General features: G+C 73.2%; 14 protein-coding genes. 7 read left to right on the top strand and 7 right to left on the bottom strand.

Features of this window, described 5'->3' with window-relative positions; genetic code table 11:
• Window positions 1-16 precede the first annotated feature (16 nt).
• Window positions 17-1,195, top strand: coding sequence for a saccharopine dehydrogenase family protein (locus tag ACIGAN_RS13610; RefSeq protein WP_365741344.1), 1,179 nt, complete (start codon window positions 17-19; stop codon window positions 1,193-1,195).
• Between the two features lie 16 nt (window positions 1,196-1,211).
• Here the strand turns inward: ACIGAN_RS13610 and mmpA are convergent, their stop codons facing one another.
• The 4 genes from mmpA to ACIGAN_RS13590 form a co-directional block, all read right to left on the bottom strand.
• Window positions 1,212-1,358, bottom strand: coding sequence for a morphogenic membrane protein MmpA (mmpA, locus tag ACIGAN_RS13605; RefSeq protein WP_010042861.1), 147 nt, complete (start codon window positions 1,356-1,358; stop codon window positions 1,212-1,214).
• A gap of 157 nt (window positions 1,359-1,515) precedes the next feature.
• A complete protein-coding gene (locus ACIGAN_RS13600; RefSeq protein WP_365741346.1) occupies window positions 1,516-2,208 on the bottom strand; it encodes an endonuclease V in 693 nt (230 codons plus the stop codon).
• Window positions 2,209-2,282: 74 nt separating this feature from the next.
• Window positions 2,283-2,606 (bottom strand): plasmid stabilization protein, encoded by a 324-nt coding sequence (locus ACIGAN_RS13595; protein WP_365741348.1) that lies wholly within the window; start codon window positions 2,604-2,606, stop codon window positions 2,283-2,285.
• Between the two features lie 70 nt (window positions 2,607-2,676).
• Window positions 2,677-3,771: a WD40/YVTN/BNR-like repeat-containing protein gene (locus ACIGAN_RS13590; RefSeq protein WP_399857255.1), complete on the bottom strand. Its 1,095-nt coding sequence runs from the start codon at window positions 3,769-3,771 to the stop codon at window positions 2,677-2,679.
• A gap of 257 nt (window positions 3,772-4,028) precedes the next feature.
• Between ACIGAN_RS13590 and ACIGAN_RS13585 the strand changes: the two genes are divergently transcribed.
• A complete protein-coding gene (locus ACIGAN_RS13585) occupies window positions 4,029-4,445 on the top strand; it encodes an SsgA family sporulation/cell division regulator (RefSeq protein WP_365098836.1) in 417 nt (138 codons plus the stop codon).
• Window positions 4,446-4,664: 219 nt separating this feature from the next.
• Here ACIGAN_RS13585 and ACIGAN_RS13580 read toward each other — a convergent pair whose 3' ends face one another.
• Window positions 4,665-5,309: a GOLPH3/VPS74 family protein gene (locus ACIGAN_RS13580; protein WP_365098816.1), complete on the bottom strand. Its 645-nt coding sequence runs from the start codon at window positions 5,307-5,309 to the stop codon at window positions 4,665-4,667.
• 294 nt (window positions 5,310-5,603) lie between these two features.
• Here ACIGAN_RS13580 and ACIGAN_RS13575 point away from each other — a divergent pair, with 294 nt between their 5' ends.
• Both ACIGAN_RS13575 and ACIGAN_RS13570 read left to right on the top strand, forming a co-directional pair.
• The gene (locus tag ACIGAN_RS13575) at window positions 5,604-7,229 is read left to right on the top strand and encodes an ABC-F family ATP-binding cassette domain-containing protein (protein WP_365098817.1); all 1,626 of its coding nucleotides are present in this window, start codon (window positions 5,604-5,606) and stop codon (window positions 7,227-7,229) included.
• Window positions 7,230-7,239: 10 nt separating this feature from the next.
• Window positions 7,240-9,516 carry an ATP-binding cassette domain-containing protein gene (locus ACIGAN_RS13570; protein ID WP_399857252.1) on the top strand — a complete coding sequence of 759 codons (2,277 nt, stop codon included), beginning with the start codon at window positions 7,240-7,242 and terminating at the stop codon, window positions 9,514-9,516.
• Here the strand turns inward: ACIGAN_RS13570 and ACIGAN_RS13565 are convergent.
• Together ACIGAN_RS13565 and ACIGAN_RS13560 are read right to left on the bottom strand one after the other, a co-directional pair.
• Window positions 9,500-10,693, bottom strand: coding sequence for an ABC transporter substrate-binding protein (locus ACIGAN_RS13565; RefSeq protein ID WP_399857250.1), 1,194 nt, complete (start codon window positions 10,691-10,693; stop codon window positions 9,500-9,502). The genes ACIGAN_RS13570 and ACIGAN_RS13565 overlap by 17 nt on opposite strands.
• Before the next feature lie 33 nt (window positions 10,694-10,726).
• Window positions 10,727-11,104 carry a hypothetical protein gene (locus ACIGAN_RS13560; protein WP_399857248.1) on the bottom strand — a complete coding sequence of 126 codons (378 nt, stop codon included), beginning with the start codon at window positions 11,102-11,104 and terminating at the stop codon, window positions 10,727-10,729.
• 366 nt (window positions 11,105-11,470) lie between these two features.
• Between ACIGAN_RS13560 and ddaH the strand changes: the two genes are divergently transcribed.
• From ddaH to dnaE, 3 genes are all read left to right on the top strand, one after another.
• Window positions 11,471-12,247 (top strand): dimethylargininase, encoded by a 777-nt coding sequence (ddaH, locus tag ACIGAN_RS13555; RefSeq protein WP_365741362.1) that lies wholly within the window; start codon window positions 11,471-11,473, stop codon window positions 12,245-12,247.
• Window positions 12,248-12,436: 189 nt separating this feature from the next.
• Complete coding sequence (locus tag ACIGAN_RS13550) at window positions 12,437-13,414, top strand: acyl-ACP desaturase (protein ID WP_365741363.1); 978 nt, start codon at window positions 12,437-12,439, stop codon at window positions 13,412-13,414.
• Between the two features lie 434 nt (window positions 13,415-13,848).
• The coding region (gene dnaE / locus ACIGAN_RS13545; protein ID WP_399857245.1) for a DNA polymerase III subunit alpha at window positions 13,849-15,058 on the top strand (1,210 nt) is incomplete at its 3' end.

The following is a 15,058-nucleotide window of genomic DNA, read 5'->3' as shown; positions in this document are numbered from 1 at the left end:
GCGACCGAGGGGTGTCATGAGCAGGCAGAACAGGACGGACCGTCCCTACGACATCGTGCTCTTCGGGGCCACCAGTTTCGCCGGCACGCTCACCGCCGAGTACCTGGCCGGGCACGCGCCCGAAGGGCTGCGCTGGGCGATCGCCGGCCGCAGCGAGGAGAAGCTGGCGCGGCTGCGGGAACGGCTGCCCGGCGCCGCGGACGTCGGCGTGGTGCGGGCGGACGCGTCCGAACCGGCCTCGCTGCGCGCCCTCGCCGAGCAGGCGCGCGTGGTGGCCACGACGGTCGGCCCCTACGTCACCTACGGCGAAGGGCTCGTCGCCGCCTGCGCGGACGCCGGGACGGACTATCTGGACCTGTGCGGCGAGCCGGAGTTCGTGGACCTGATGTACGTCCGGCACGACGCACGCGCGCGGGAGACCGGGGCCCGCCTGGTGCACGCCGCCGGGTTCGACTCGATCCCGTACGACCTCGGCGTGTACTTCACCGTGCAGCAGCTGCCGGAGGGGGTGCCGCTGGGGATCGAGGGCTTCGTGACCGTCGACGCGGCGTTCTCCGGAGGGACCTTCGCCTCCGCCCTCAACCAGTTCGCGCGGCAGCGGCAGATGGCGTCCGCCGCGCGGGACCGGCGGCGGCACGAGCCGCGGCTGGTGGGCCGGCGGGCCTCCGCGCCGCTGGGCGGGCCGCGGTTCGCCTGGGAGGTCGGGGCGTGGGCGCTGCCGATGCCGACCATCGACCCGCAGATCGTGCGGCGGTCGGCGGCGGCCCTGCCCCGGTACGGGCCCGACTTCCGCTACCGCCAGTACGCGGCCGTCCGCCGGCTGCCGGTCGCCGCGGGCGGGGTCGCGGCCCTCGGCGCGCTGGTGGCGGCGGCCCAGGTGCCGCCCGCGCGGCGCTGGCTGACGGACCGGCTCAGGCCCGGGGACGGGCCGGACCCGCAGAAGCGGGCCAGGAGCTGGTTCTCCGTGCGTTTCGTGGGCGAGGGCGGGGGCCGCAGGGTGTACTCGGAGGTCTCGGGCGGCGACCCCGGCTACGGCGAGACGGCGAAGATGCTGGCCGAGTCGGCACTGTGCCTGGCCTTCGACGAACTGCCGCACACGGCCGGCCAGGTCACCACGGCGGTCGCGATGGGCGACGCGCTCGTCGAGCGGCTGCGGGCGGCGGGCATCCGCTTCCGCGTGGCGTCGGTGCGCTGAGGAGTCGCCGGGCGGCCTACAGCGGCCACTCGGCGATGGTGTAGATCATCCCGGCTATCCAGCCGAGCCCCGCGAGCACGGCGAGGATCAGGCCGATGGTGACGGCCCGCTCGACGGTCTGGGTCGGGCCGGCAACGGGCTTGGGGGCGCGGTGCGTTGTCATGCGCCCCAGCCTGCCGGGGAGGCGCCGGCCGGACATCCGTACGGGTACTCAGTGCCGGTACTCAGACGCGCCCCCGCACGCTCCGCCCTCTCCCCCGGCCTGAGGCTCCCCTGTTTCCCGGATGCGGGTGGCGGCTTTTCCCGGAACGGGTGGCGGCTCAGTTCGCGCAGGTCCCGCGCAGCGCCTCGCGGCACAGCGCGTCCGCCCTGCGGGTGGTCTCCGGGAGGCGGTACGCGGGGGTCAGGGCGAGGGTGTGGGCGCAGGCGTTGGCGAGGCTCACGCGGTGGCCCACCGACACGAAGACCGGCTTGACCCCGTCCCGGGTACGCAGGGCGCGGCCGACCTCCTCGTCGCCGGCGCGCAGCGCCGAGGTGCTGCCGCGCGGGGTGTCCGGCTCGTCGTAGGTGAAGGTGAACGGGTTCTTGGCGACGCCGATCGTGGGCAGGCCGGTCAGGACGCCGAGGTGGCTCGCGAGGCCGAAGCGGCGGGGGTGGGCGCGGCCGTAGCCGTCGCACACGACCAGCCCGGGGTCGCACGGCAGGGCGTCGAGGGCGGCCAGGACCGTGGGGAGCTCGCGGAAGGCGAGCAGCCCGGGCACGTAGGGGAAGGAGACCCGGCCCACCGCGGTCGCCTCGGCGACGACGTCGAGGCTCGCCGCGTCCAGGGCGACCGCGGCCGCCGCGACGACGTCGCGCGCGTCGTCGTAGGCGACGTCGACTCCGGTGACACGGCCGCTGCCGGGCGGCGGGCCCGGTTCGTCGAGGACGACCCGCTCGCGCAGGGCCTCCTGGACGGCGCGGGCCTGCTCCTCGGTGGCGGGCCAGTCCTCGGGGATGCGTACGGTCGTCATGGTGCCCGAAGCCTACGGCCCGCGCCGAGGCCGGCGGGGTCAGGGTGTCCCGCCGGCCTGGTGGAGCGTGCGCCTCACTTGCCCAGTGCGCGCTGCAACTGGCTCTTGTTCATGCCGGAACGGCCCTCGACGCCCTTGCGCTTGGCCTCCTGGTACAGCTGGTCGTAGGTGGGGCCCTGGGAGCCCTGCCCGGAGCGCTGACCGCCGCGCTTGCCCGACGACATGTCCTTGGTGGAGGTGCGGCCGGCCGTCTTCGACTCGCCGGAGCGGGCGCGTTCCTTGTTCACCGTCCGTGCGGCGATCTCCTTGGCGCGGCCGGTGCTCTCGCCCCGGTCCTTCGCGCTCTCCTTGATGTGCTCGTACTGGCGCTCCCGCTTGGGGCTCGAACCGCGTGGCATTCTCGCTCACTTCCTTTCACGTCCCGTGAACGGGTACCCACACTGCCAACCCTCACCGCACCCCGCTCGCTCACTGCTCCAGGCGGGCCACGCGCCCCTTCTCGCCGGCGGCCCAGCAGCCGTGGTCCGGGGCGCAGTCGACGGTGTCGTAGGAGCCCGGGTCGACCGTCCGCCAGGTGCGGCCGGCGTCGGTGGTGAGGTCGGTGCCGGTGGGGCCGACGGCGAGGGCGGCGGTGCGGCTGTGCGGGAGCCAGGCGACGCCGGAGCGGTAGGCGGGGGGAGGTGTGGCCGCCGGGCGCCAGAGCCGGCCGCCGTCCGAGGTGCGCGCGGCGGCCGTGGGCGAGGGCTGGTCGGGGCGGAAGTCGCCGCCGACGGCGAGGCCGTGGGCCCGGTCGCGGAAGGCCAGGGCGAAGACCCCGCGGGCCGGGTCGCCCGCGGGCAGGGGCATGGTGGTGGCCTTCCAGGTGTGTCCCCGGTCGGCGGAGTGCAGCACGCGCGCGTGCGCGGCTCCGCCGGTGGCGATCCAGGCGTCCCTCGGCCCGGACGTCACCAGGCACTGGCCGCTCGCGGCGAATCCGGCCTCGCCCTCCTGGGCGGGCGGCATGCCCCGGTCCGGCAGCACCGTCCAGGTCCGGCCGCCGTCGCCGGTGGACAGGATGCGGAACTTCCCGTCCACCGGGTCGCTCAGGGCGAGGCCGTGGCGGTGGTCGAAGAAGGCGAGGCAGTCGTAGAAGGCCCTCGGGTCGGTGTTGCGGAAGGACTCGGTCCAGGTCGTTCCGCCGTCGTCGGTGCGGTAGACGCGGGACGCCTCGCCCTCACCGATGGCCAGGACGACGGCCCGGCGCGCGTCGAACGCCTCGACGTCCCGGAACTGCAACTCACCCGCGCCGGGCGGCGAGACGTTCCGCCAGCCGGCCCCGCCGTCGGTGGTGCGCAGCACGGTGCCGGCGGTGCCCGCGGCCCAGGCGGTGTTCCGGCTGACGGCGGCCAGGCCGCGGAACCGTACCTCCGGGGTGCCGGTGTCCTTGAGTTCCCAGTGCGGCGCCCGCCGGTCCGGCTGCTGCGCGCCCGCGGGCCCGGCGGTCAGGACCGCCAGGGCCGCCGCGCACGCCGTGGCCGCGATCACGCCGCGCCCTGCCCGTCCCGTCCGTCGCCTGCTCCCCATGCGCCTCATGGCCGGGGAAGCTAGCCCACCGCCCGGGTGCCGTCCAGACGGCCTCCCGGCCGGGCCGGGCAGGACGGGAGGCGTCACGCGTGCCCTTCGGGGCACATGAGGAGAGCCGGGTCACTCCCGTGCATGAACGCGGTGACCGAGGTCACTCTCACCTCGTGTGCACGGAATGGCCGATTCCGTCGTCTCTTCCCATGCCAGGCCTCATCCGCCCGGACGTGTCCGTCCAGTCGTCACAAGGGAGCAAGGCGTTGTCCATCGTCATCGAGCAGCCCGTGGAGGCCCGCCTCGTCGCCGCCGCGCCGCGTATGCCGAGCATTCCCGCGACGCTGCACTACGACCGGAGCGACCCGTTCGCCGTCCGCATGACCTTCCCCGCCCCGGCGACGCTGGAGGGCGTCGACGTGTGCTGGACCTTCTCCCGCGAGCTGCTCACCGCCGGGATGGACGGCCCCGAGGGGCAGGGCGACGTACGGGTGCGGCCCTACGGGTACGACCGCACGGTACTGGAGTTCCACGCCCCCGAGGGCACCGCCGTGGTGCACGTCCGGTCGAGCGAGATCCGCTCGTTCCTGGCTGCGACGAGCGAGCTCGTGCCCGTCGGCCTGGAGCACCTGCAGCTGGATCTGGACCACGACCTGGCGGAACTGATGCGGGACGCGTGCTGAACGCCGACGCGGCGCCCGAAGCGGGGGGTCGGGCGAGGACCGGGCGAGCCCTGCGCCGGTGCCGACGCGGGTGACGCCCAGCGGTCGACTCCCCCGGCACCGCCGGATCCGCGGAGTGCGGCGGAAGGCCGCGGCGCGGTCGTTCCGGCGCGGCACGCCCGTGCCACGACCAGTGGCCCCGGCCGGCCGGAATCCGGGCGGAACGCGGCAGACGGGCCGTCAGAGGGACGCCGGTACCGGCACCGTCGCGGCCACCGCCGCGCGGACCTCGCGGACGATCCGCGCGAGGCCCGGCACCGACGCCCCGGCCCGCTCGGTCAGCTCCTCGACGCGCCGCTCGCCCGCGCTCGCGCCGAGCAGGTCCGCCGCGTCCGCCAGGACGGCGACCGCCGCGTCCCGCTCCGTGAGGCCGGCGGCCGGGAGCGGCCCGAGGAGGGCCTCGCGCGTCTCCTCCCGCAGCACCTTCACCGCGGCCGCCCGCTCCAGCGCGTACTCGACGGAGGGGAACACACCGAGGACGCGTCTCTTCTCGGCCCGTAGATAGCCCCCGGCCACGAGCTGCTCCCGTACGGCGTCGGCGGTCACCCGTGCCCGCAGCGTCACCCAGGTCCGCCAGGAATGCGGGCACGACTCGTGGACGAGTTCCAGCAGCCCGTCCAGGGCGGCGTCACCGCTGCGGGAGTCCATGTCGGCCGGGGTCGCGATGCCGTCCTCGTCGGTGAGCAGCCCGCGCCGGGCCAGGTCGACGAGGGCACCGGCGCGCACCGGGCCGGCCGGGTGGGCGGCGCCGCCCGCCGGGGGCCGCGCGGTGTCCCAGGCCAGCAGCGACAGCCGGGCCGGCAGCGTGAGCGAACCGTGGGACACGGGGCCTCCTGGAGCGGGGTGATCGGCTTCGGTTAATGCGTTGACAGGCCCCGTACCCCTTCCTACGGTGTACAGCGGTCCTGTTGCCGTCGATTGGAGAAGGACGTTGCTCGTCTGAGGTCCTCAAGACACCGCGCCCCACCCGTGAGGTGTGTGCGCTGCGTGCGACCTCGGCGTTCGAGCCGTCCCCCGGTGCAGGGCTCTTTCCATGCCCGTGAGGCCTCCTCCCTGGTCGCAGGTGTCTCGACACGCGTGTGCCCCTGACCGCTTCGAGCAACCCCGAGCGAGGCCTCCATGTCCGCTTCCGTCACCGTCACCTCCCTGTCGTTCACCTGGCCCGACGGCACCGTCGTCCTCGACGGCCTGGACGCCGCGTTCGGCCCCGGCCGGACCGGCCTGGTCGGGGTCAACGGCTCCGGGAAATCCACCCTGCTGCGGCTGATCGCCGGGGAACTCCTACCGGCCGACGGCACCGTCCGCGTCGCCGGCGAGATCGGCTACCTGCCGCAGAACGTCACGCTGGACACCGCCCTGCGCGTCGACGAGGCGCTCGGCATCGCCGCCCGGCGTGCGGCGCTGCACGCCATCGAGGCGGGCGACGCGGCCGAGGAGCACTTCGAGACCGTCGGCGACGACTGGGACGTCGAGGAGCGCGCCCTGGCCACGCTCGGCGAACTCGGCCTCGGGCACATCGGGCTGGACCGCACCGTCGGCGAGGTGTCGGGCGGCGAGTCCGTCCTGCTGCGGCTGGCCGCGCTGCTGCTGCGCCGGCCCGACGTGCTGCTGCTGGACGAGCCGACCAACAACCTCGACCTGTACGCCCGCCGGCGGCTGTACGCGGCCGTGCGGTCCTGGCCGGGCGTCATGGTCGTCGTCAGCCACGACCGCGAACTGCTGGACCTGGTCGACCAGATCGCCGACCTGCGCTCCGGCGGGATCACCTGGTACGGCGGCAACTTCTCCGCCTACGAGGAGGCCCTGGAGACCGAGCGGGAGGCGGCCGAGCGCATGGTGCGCGTCGCCGAGGCCGACTTGCGCAGGCAGAAACGCGAACTGTCGGACGCGCAGGTGAAGCTGGCCCGCCGCAGGCGGTACGCGCAGAAGATGTACGACACCAAGCGCGAACCCCGGGCCGTCATGAAGCTCAGGAGCCGCGCCGCCCAGGTCTCGGCGGGCAAGCACCGGATCATGCACGAGGAGAAGCTCGCGGAGGCCCGGGAGCGGCTCGACGAGGCGGTGGAGGCCGTGCGCGACGACGACGAGATCCGCGTCGACCTGCCGTTCACGGCCGTCCCGCCGGGGCGTACCGTCCTCACCCTCCAGGATCTCGGGCTCCGCCACGGCGCCCGGGTCCGGGGCGGGCTCGAACTGCGCGGCCCCGAGCGGGTCGCGCTGATCGGGCGCAACGGCACGGGCAAGACCACGCTGCTGCGCACGATCACCGGCGAGCTGGCCCCGGAGTCGGGCGAGGTGACGGCGCACGTCCCGCTGCGGTTCCTGCCGCAGCGCCTCGACGTGCTGGACGGGGAGCGGACGGTCGCCGAGAACGTGGCCCGGTTCGCGCCGGGCGCCACCGACAACCGGATCCGGGCGCGCCTGGCCCGCTTCCTGTTCCGCGGTGCCCGGGCCGACCAGCGGGCGTCGACGCTGTCGGGCGGCGAACGCTTCCGGGCGGCCCTGGCCGCGCTGATGCTCGCCGAACCGGCGCCGCAGCTGCTCCTGCTGGACGAGCCGACCAACAACCTGGACATGGCCAGCGTGCGGCAGCTGACCACGGCCCTGGACTCCTACGAGGGGGCGCTCGTCGTGGCCAGTCACGACCTGCCGTTCCTGGAGTCGATCGGCATCACGCGCTGGCTGCTGCTGGAGGAGGGAGAACTGCGGGAAATCACGCCAGAGGCTGTCGGGTATTCCGCCTAGCGTCGGGTGCATGCCCGATTTCATCACCCTGACCGGAGCCCGTGAGAACAACCTCAAGGACGTCACTCTCCGCATCCCGAAGGGCCGGCTGACCGTGTTCACCGGCGTTTCGGGGTCGGGTAAGTCGTCGGTCGTCTTCGACACGATCGCGGTGGAGTCGCAGCGCCAGCTCAACGAGACCTACCCGTGGTTCGTCCGCAACCGGCTGCCCAAGTTCGAACGGCCGCACGCGGACGCCCTGGAGGACCTCACCCCCGCGATCGTCGTCGACCAGCGGCCGGTCGGCGGCCACTCCCGGTCGACGGTCGGCACCATGACGGACGTCTACTCGGTGATCCGCGTCCTGTTCTCCCGGCACGGCACACCCAGCGCCGGCCCGGCCACGGCCTATTCGTTCAACGACCCGTCGGGCATGTGCCCCGAGTGCGACGGGCTCGGCCGGACCGTGGGGCCCGACTGGGACCGCATCCTGGACCCCGATCGCTCGCTCGCCGGCGGGGCGGTCCGCTTCCCGCCGTTCGCGGCGGGGACCTGGCAGGGCCAGACGTACACCAACAGCCCCGACCTCGACCCGGACAAGCCCGTGGGGCGGTTCACCGCCGCCGAGCGGGAGTTCCTGCTGCGCGGGCGGCCCGGCAGCAAGGTCGACGTCACCGGCAGCGGCGGCACGTGGACCACCGAGTACGAGGGCCTCGCCGACCGTTTCGAGCGGCTGTACCTGAAGCGGGACCTGTCCGGCATGAGCCAGAAGACCCGGGACCTGGTCCGGGAATTCCTGGTGGAGGGCGTCTGCCCGGCCTGCCGCGGAGCGCGGCTGAACGCGGCGGCGCTGGCCACCCGGATCGGCGGCCGGTCGATCGCCGACTGCACCCGGATGCAGGTCACCGACCTGATCAGCGTGCTGAGGGAGATCGACGACCCGGTGGCCCGGCCGATCGCCCAGGCGGCCGTGGCCGCGCTGGAGCGGATCGAGGCGATCGGCCTCGGCTATCTCAGCCTCGACCGGGAGACCGCCACCCTCAGCGGCGGGGAGGGACAGCGGCTGAAGACCGTGCGGCACCTCGGCTCCAGCCTGACCGGCATGACGTACATCTTCGACGAGCCGAGCGTCGGACTGCACCCGCGGGACGTGGGCCGGCTCGGCGATCTGCTGCTGCGGCTGCGCGACAAGGGCAACACCGTGCTGGTCGTCGAGCACGACCCGGACGTCATCGCGCTGGCCGACCACGTCGTGGACATGGGGCCGGGCGCCGGCGCCGGGGGCGGCACGGTGGTCTTCGCGGGGACACCGGCGGAACTGGCCGCGTCGGACACGCTCACCGGCCGCTGTCTGCGCCGGCGCACGACGGTCAAGGAGGAGGTGCGCCGGCCCACCGGCGAACTGTGGGTCAAGGGCGCCGGCCGGCACAACCTGCGGGACGTCACCGTACGGTTCCCCACCGGGGTGCTCACCGCGGTGACGGGGGTCGCCGGGTCGGGCAAGAGCAGTCTGGTCGGGGAGTTCACCGCCGCGCACGAGGAGGCGGTGGTGGTCGACCAGTCGTCGATCGGCATCTCCGGCCGGTCCACACCGGCGACGTACCTGGGGATCATGGACACGGTCCGGAAGATCTTCGCCCGCGAGACGGGGACCGAGGCCGGCCTGTTCAGCTTCAACTCCGGCGGCGCCTGCCCCACCTGCGAGGGCCGGGGCGTGATCTCCACCGACCTCGCCTTCATGGATCCGGTCACGACGACGTGCCACACCTGCGAGGGACGGCGCTTCAAGGAGGAGGTGCTGGATCTGACCGTGCGGGGCCGTTCCGTTGCCGACGTCCTGGAGATGACGGCCGAGCAGGCACTCGGCTTCTTCGAGGACGAGGCGGTACGGCGCCGGCTGCGCGCCCTGCGGGACGTCGGCCTGACGTATCTGACGCTCGGCCAGCCCCTGTCCACGCTCTCCGGCGGTGAGCGGCAGCGCATCAAACTGGCGACGCGGCTGCACCGCACGGGCGCGCTCTACGTGTTGGACGAACCGACGACCGGTCTGCACATGGCCGACGTGGAGGGCCTGATCGGCCTGCTGGACCGGCTGGTCGACACGGGCAACACGGTCGTCGTCGTGGAGCACAACCTGGACGTGGTCGCCCGGGCCGACTGGGTGATCGACCTCGGCCCGGACGGCGGACGGGACGGCGGACAGGTGGTGTTCGAGGGGACGCCGCGGCAACTGCTGGAGGCGGACGGGTCGTTCACCGGGGAGCATCTGCGGCGGTTCGTGCGGCCGGAGGTCAGCACGCCGGTGTGAGCTCCCCGGTGAGCGGAACGCCGGGATGGGCCCGGTTGCCGACGACGGCGAGACGGGGGCCGCGTGCCGTCGGCTGCCACTGCCCGCCCACCAGGGGAAGCAGGGCGATGTTGGGCGCCGGGCCCCGGGTCCAGTCGAGGGTGCCCGCGACGGTGTCGAGGGTGGTGTCGGCGAGGGTTCGGGCCACGCAGGCCCGGTCGGTGGGGTCGTCGGCGGCGGTGAGGGCGTGGTGGGCGGTCTCCAGCAGCGCGTGGGCGAGGCCCAGGGGTTGCAGCCAGGGGGCGCCGGTGTCCCGCTCGTAGGCACGGGCGAGTTCGGCGCACGAGGTGCCGTCGAGACCGGAGCGGTAGGGGTGGTCCGGGCTCCAGTAGACGAGGGTGGCCACGCGCGCGTCGCCGAGTTCGCCGTGGACGCCGGGGGCGGGGGTGGTGTGGGTGTGCGGGTAGGTCAGCCAGCGCGAGCAGGTGATCAGCCGCGGCCGCACTCCCGCCGCCCGGGCCTCGCGGTGGAAGAGGGCCAGGTCGGTGGCGGTGGCGGCGCTGGTGACGAGGTCGGCGCCGTGCTCGCGCAGCCGGGCGACCTGCGCGGCGAAGCCGGGGGCCGGTTCCCGGTAGGCGCCGAGGTCGACCAGGGTGTGCCCGCGCGCGGACGTCACCGGGGCGAAGCCGTGGTGCTGGTGCCGCAGCAGGGCCCCCTGCAGGTCGTCGTTCCACAGGCACCCGACGGTGCCCCGGCCGCCCACGCGCTCCCACAGGTCGGCGAAGACGGCGGCGATGTCGTCCAGTCCCCACGCGAAGTGGTAGGTCCACCGGAAGCGGTGCCCCGGCTCGGCGGCGCGCGCGTGGAAGTAGGCCTGCCACGGGAACGTGGTCGACACGCAGGGAACGCCGGCCTCCTCGCAGGCGTCGGTGACCGCGGGCAGCACCCGCGTCCCGGCCATCGTCAGCACGAGGTGCGCGCCGGCGGCGGCCAGCTCGCGCACGGCCCGCCGGGCCGCCTCGGGGTCCGAGCGGCTGTCGCGCACGGCGACGGTGACGGTGTACCGCCGGCCGCCGTTGCGCACGTGTGCCAGGCGGGGGGCGAGTCTGCGCAGGACGTACGACAGCGGGGAGCCGAGAGGGGCCAGCCGGCCCGTCAGCGGCGCGACCACGCCCACGCACAAGGAAGTCGACGGCACCGAGGCCCCTCTCGCCTGTTCGGGTGGGACCGCTCAGCGGCCGGAACGGTCCGCGGTGACGCAGGTGGTCCTGCTGAACACCGCCACCGTCTCGTTGCCGCAGTTGTTGCTGTGGCCCGAGGCGTTCCGGGCGAAGAGCAGGTTGGACAGGACGCCGCCGCTGGGGCCCGCCTGGTCGCCGCCGCCCCTGCCGTCGTCCTCGGTCACACAGGTGCGCTCCTTGAACAGGGCCACCTTGCCGGTGCCGCAGAGGTTGGCGTGGCCGGAGGAGTTCCGGCCGGAGAGGTTGGACAGCACACCGCCCGCCCCCGCGTCGCCGTCCCCGGCATGGGCCGTGGCCATGCCGGCCGGGACGGCCACCAGCATCCCCACGATCGAGGCCACCACTGCCATGCGCCGCGTGCCGTACATCTGTGTCGGTTTCCTTCCGCCGGTTCGGTCGCCGGCCGCCTCGGCCGGAGCACTACGACCAACGACCCACCGCACGATCGGTACGGCCCCGCCCAGGTGAATGATCCGTAAGACCGTTGATCGGCTACTGCGATGGGATGCCCGGAGCGAACCCGTTGACCGCGGCACGCCCGGGCACGCCACGCCCGCCCCTGCTCGGAACGCCGCATCGCCGCCCTCTCGCCGCCCTCGCCGCCGGGCTCCGGGGGGTGTCCTCTCCTCCGTTCGCCCTGCATGATGGTCGGCCGACGCCCGAGGGGTACCGGCCGATCCCGGGAACCCCGTCGGTGTGGTCCAGACACGTCCATCCGATACGGAGTCACGCTCGTGCCCAGCAAGAAAGCCCTCGTCCGCCGCCCCAGCCCGCGTCTTGCCGAAGGGCTGGTGACGCACATCGAGCGGGAGGGGATCGACGCCGATCTCGCTGGCCGGCAGTGGGAGGCGTACGTGGACGCCCTGCGCACGCACGGCTGGGAGACCATCGAGGTGGATCCGGCCGACGACTGCCCGGACTCGGTGTTCGTCGAGGACACGGTCGTCATGTTCCGGAACGTGGCGTTGATCGCCCGGCCGGGCGCCGACTCCCGGCGCGCGGAGACCGCCGGGGTGGAGGAGGCCGTGGCCGGTCTCGGCTGCTCGGTGAACTGGATCTGGGAGCCGGGCACGCTGGACGGCGGGGACGTCCTGAAGATCGGCGACACGGTCTACGTCGGCCGTGGCGGACGTACCAACGCCGCCGGTGTCCAGCAGTTGCGCGCCGCGTTCGAGCCGCTCGGCGCCCGGGTCGTCGCCGTGCCGGTGAGCAAGGTGCTGCATCTGAAGTCCGCGGTCACGGCCCTGCCCGACGGGACGGTCATCGGTCACATCCCGACGCTGGACGCCCCCTCGCTGTTCGCCCGCTTCCTGCCCGTCCCGGAGGAGGCCGGCGCCCATGTCGTCCTGCTCGGCGGTGACAGACTGCTGATGGCGGCCAGCGCCCCGAAGACGGCGGACCTCTTCTCCGACCTCGGCTACGAACCGGTCGTCGTGGACATCAGCGAGTTCGAGAAGCTCGAAGGCTGTGTGACATGTCTCTCGGTCCGGCTGCGGGAGCTGTACGTCTGACGAGCCGGCGCAGCCGCCGTCCGGCCACGGACCTGCGGGTCCGCGCGCTGTGGCGGGCCTACGGACGACATCGCTGATCTGCGGTCTTTACGGCACCTTTAACCTACGACCTCGTAACCTACGGGAACGTAGCCTACGATGCCGTAAGTTACTGCACACCGCTCGTACGCATGTCCCCCTGGAGAGTCCATGACGATCACCGCTCCCCATCTCGGCAGCCCCGCCGGCACCTGGACCGACGCTCAGCTGCTGTACGCACTGGAGGAAGTGGTCGAGAAGGAGCTCAACCGGCATCTGCAGGTCGCCAAGGACTGGATGCCGCACGAGTACGTGCCCTGGAGCGACGGGCGCAACTTCCCCGGCCTCTTCGAGGACGGTGAGGCCTGGGAGAAGGAGCAGTCCAAGGTCACCGAGATCGGCCGTATCGCGCTGGTGGTGAACCTGCTGACCGAGGACAACCTGCCCAGCTACCACCACGAGATCGCCTCGCTGTTCGGCCGCGACGGCGCCTGGGGCACCTGGGTGCACCGCTGGACCGCGGAGGAGGGCCGGCACGGCATCGTGATGCGCGACTACCTGCTCACCTCGCGCGCCGTCGACCCGGACAAGCTGGAGCAGTTCCGGATGTCGCACATGAGCGAGGGCTTCGAGTCGGACAACCGCCACTCGATGCTGCACTCGATCGCCTACGTGGCGTTCCAGGAGCTGGCCACGCGCATCTCGCACCGCAACACCGGCCACCAGTCCGGCGACCCGGTCTGCGACCGCATGCTCGCCCGCATCGCGACCGACGAGAACCTGCACATGGTCTTCTACCGGAACCTGCTGCGCGCGGCGTTCGACCTCGCCCCCGACCTGACCATGCAGGCCGTCCGCGACGTGGTCGTCAACTTCCGGATGCCCGGTCACGGCATCCCCGGCTTCGAGCGCGCCGCCGCGCAGATGGCGATCGGCGAGGTCTACAACCTGCGCATCCACCACGACGACGTCCTGCAGCCCGTGCTGCGCTTCCTGAAGATCATGGAGATCGACGGCCTGGGCCCCGAGGGCCGCAAGGCGCAGGAGGAGCTGGGACTGTACATGAGCGGACTGGACGCAGAGGCGGCGAAGTTCGACGAGAAGCTGGCCGCACGCAAGGCCCGCATGGCGGCCCGCGCCGGCGCCTGACGACAACCCCGGGGCCCCCGCCGCGCGGGGGGGGCGGGGGGGGCGCACCCGTCCCGGGGGCGGGCGCCGCCCGGGCCCGCGCCGCGGCCAATCGTCGGCCGAGGAAATACGAAGGCGCGACGCCCCGCCCGACCTCGTATCCCCGCTTCCCGCGACGCTCTGCGCGCAGACGCAGCCCCGCCCCCGCAGCCCCGAAACCGCAACCGCCCAAAACCGCACAACCTCGCCGCCGGCCCCTCAGCCAGCGACTCGCCGCTCGCGTCCCATCGCCCGTCGGGCGCCCTCAATCCCCTGTCAAGCCTTGCCCCACGCCACCGGGCTGATACCCTGCAATCCGGCACTTTCCCCGCCGTGCCGATGCCGTCCCGGGCTCGCGCCATCAAGGCGCGCGGCTCCCGGCACGCTCTCCCGGCACGGCCGCACAATCGGTACGCATGTCCGCTCCTTTCGTTCATCTCCACCTGCACAGCGAGTACTCGCTGGCCGACTCGACCCTCCGCATCGGCGAGCTGGTCAAGCGTTGCGTCGCCCTCGGCCAGCCGGCCGTGGCCCTGACCGACCTCGACAACATCTTCGCCGCGGTCAAGTTCTACAAAGCCTGCGAAGGCGCCGGCATCAAGCCGATCATCGGCGCCGACGTGCATCTGGCCGACGGCAACGAATCGGCCTCGCGCCTGACCCTGCTGTGCCGCGACCGCGGCGGCTACCTGAGCCTGTCGCGCCTGCTCAGCCGCGCCTGGATGGAAGGCCACCGCACCGAAGGCGTGGTGCTGCGCCCGGAATGGCTGCGCGAGGACAACGACGGCCTGTTCGCGCTCGCTGGCCGCAACAGCCTGGCCGCGCGTCTGGCCGCGAGCAACCGCGAAGAGCTCGCCCACGCCTGGCTGGTCGACTGGCAGGGCGTGTTCGGCGACCGCCTGCACCTGGAACTGACCCGCACCCAGCGCGACGGCGAAGACGCGTTCAACGCCTTCGCCCTGCAGGCCGCGAGCAAGCGCGGCCTGCCGGTGGTGGCCAGCAACGACGCGCGCTTCCTCGACCGCGACGGCTTCGAAGCGCACGAAGCGCGCGTGTGCATCGCCTCGGGCCGCGTGCTCGACGACCCTAAGCGCCCGCGCGACTACAGCGAAGAGCAATACCTCAAGACCGGCGAGGAAATGGCCGCGCTGTTCGCCGACGTGCCCGACGCGTTCGACAACGCGCTGGCCCTGGCCACGCGCTGCAACGTCGAGCTCAAGCTGGGCGAATACGCGCTGCCGGCGTTTCCCACGCCGAGCGACCACACCATCGAATCGTGGCTGCGCAGCCAGTCGCGCGAAGGCCTGGCCAAGCGCCTGGAGAAGAACCCGCTCGCGCCCGGCAAGACCCGAGAGGAGTACGAGCAGCGCCTGGAAATCGAGCTGGACGTCATCATCAAGATGGGCTTCCCCGGCTACTTCCTGATCGTGGCGGACTTCATCAACTGGGCCAAGGATCATGAGATCCCGGTCGGCCCGGGCCGCGGTTCCGGCGCCGGCTCGCTGGTGGCCTGGGCGCTGGGCATCACCGACCTGGACCCGCTGCCCTACGACCTGCTGTTCGAGCGCTTCCTGAACCCCGAACGCGTGTCGATGCCCGACTTCGACATCGACTTCTGCATGGACC

Origin of the sequence: Streptomyces sp. NPDC085931 (assembly GCF_044540565.1) — a bacterium.
Classification (GTDB): domain Bacteria; phylum Actinomycetota; class Actinomycetes; order Streptomycetales; family Streptomycetaceae; genus Streptomyces.
This window is presented reverse-complemented; position numbering and strand designations above follow the sequence as displayed.

Excerpts from the sequence above, each read along its gene's own strand:
- ACIGAN_RS13575 (WP_365098817.1), top strand. The coding sequence starts at position 5,604 with ATGTCCGCTTCCGTCACCGTCACCTCCCTGTCGTTCACCTGGCCCGAC.
- ACIGAN_RS13560 (WP_399857248.1), bottom strand. The coding sequence starts at position 11,104 with ATGTACGGCACGCGGCGCATGGCAGTGGTGGCCTCGATCGTGGGGATG.
- ACIGAN_RS13590 (WP_399857255.1), bottom strand. The coding sequence starts at position 3,771 with ATGGGGAGCAGGCGACGGACGGGACGGGCAGGGCGCGGCGTGATCGCG.
- mmpA (WP_010042861.1), bottom strand. The coding sequence starts at position 1,358 with ATGACAACGCACCGCGCCCCCAAGCCCGTTGCCGGCCCGACCCAGACC.
- ACIGAN_RS13610 (WP_365741344.1), top strand. The coding sequence starts at position 17 with ATGAGCAGGCAGAACAGGACGGACCGTCCCTACGACATCGTGCTCTTC.
- ACIGAN_RS13595 (WP_365741348.1), bottom strand. The coding sequence starts at position 2,606 with ATGCCACGCGGTTCGAGCCCCAAGCGGGAGCGCCAGTACGAGCACATC.
- ACIGAN_RS13570 (WP_399857252.1), top strand. The coding sequence starts at position 7,240 with ATGCCCGATTTCATCACCCTGACCGGAGCCCGTGAGAACAACCTCAAG.
- ACIGAN_RS13600 (WP_365741346.1), bottom strand. The coding sequence starts at position 2,208 with ATGACGACCGTACGCATCCCCGAGGACTGGCCCGCCACCGAGGAGCAG.
- ACIGAN_RS13550 (WP_365741363.1), top strand. The coding sequence starts at position 12,437 with ATGACGATCACCGCTCCCCATCTCGGCAGCCCCGCCGGCACCTGGACC.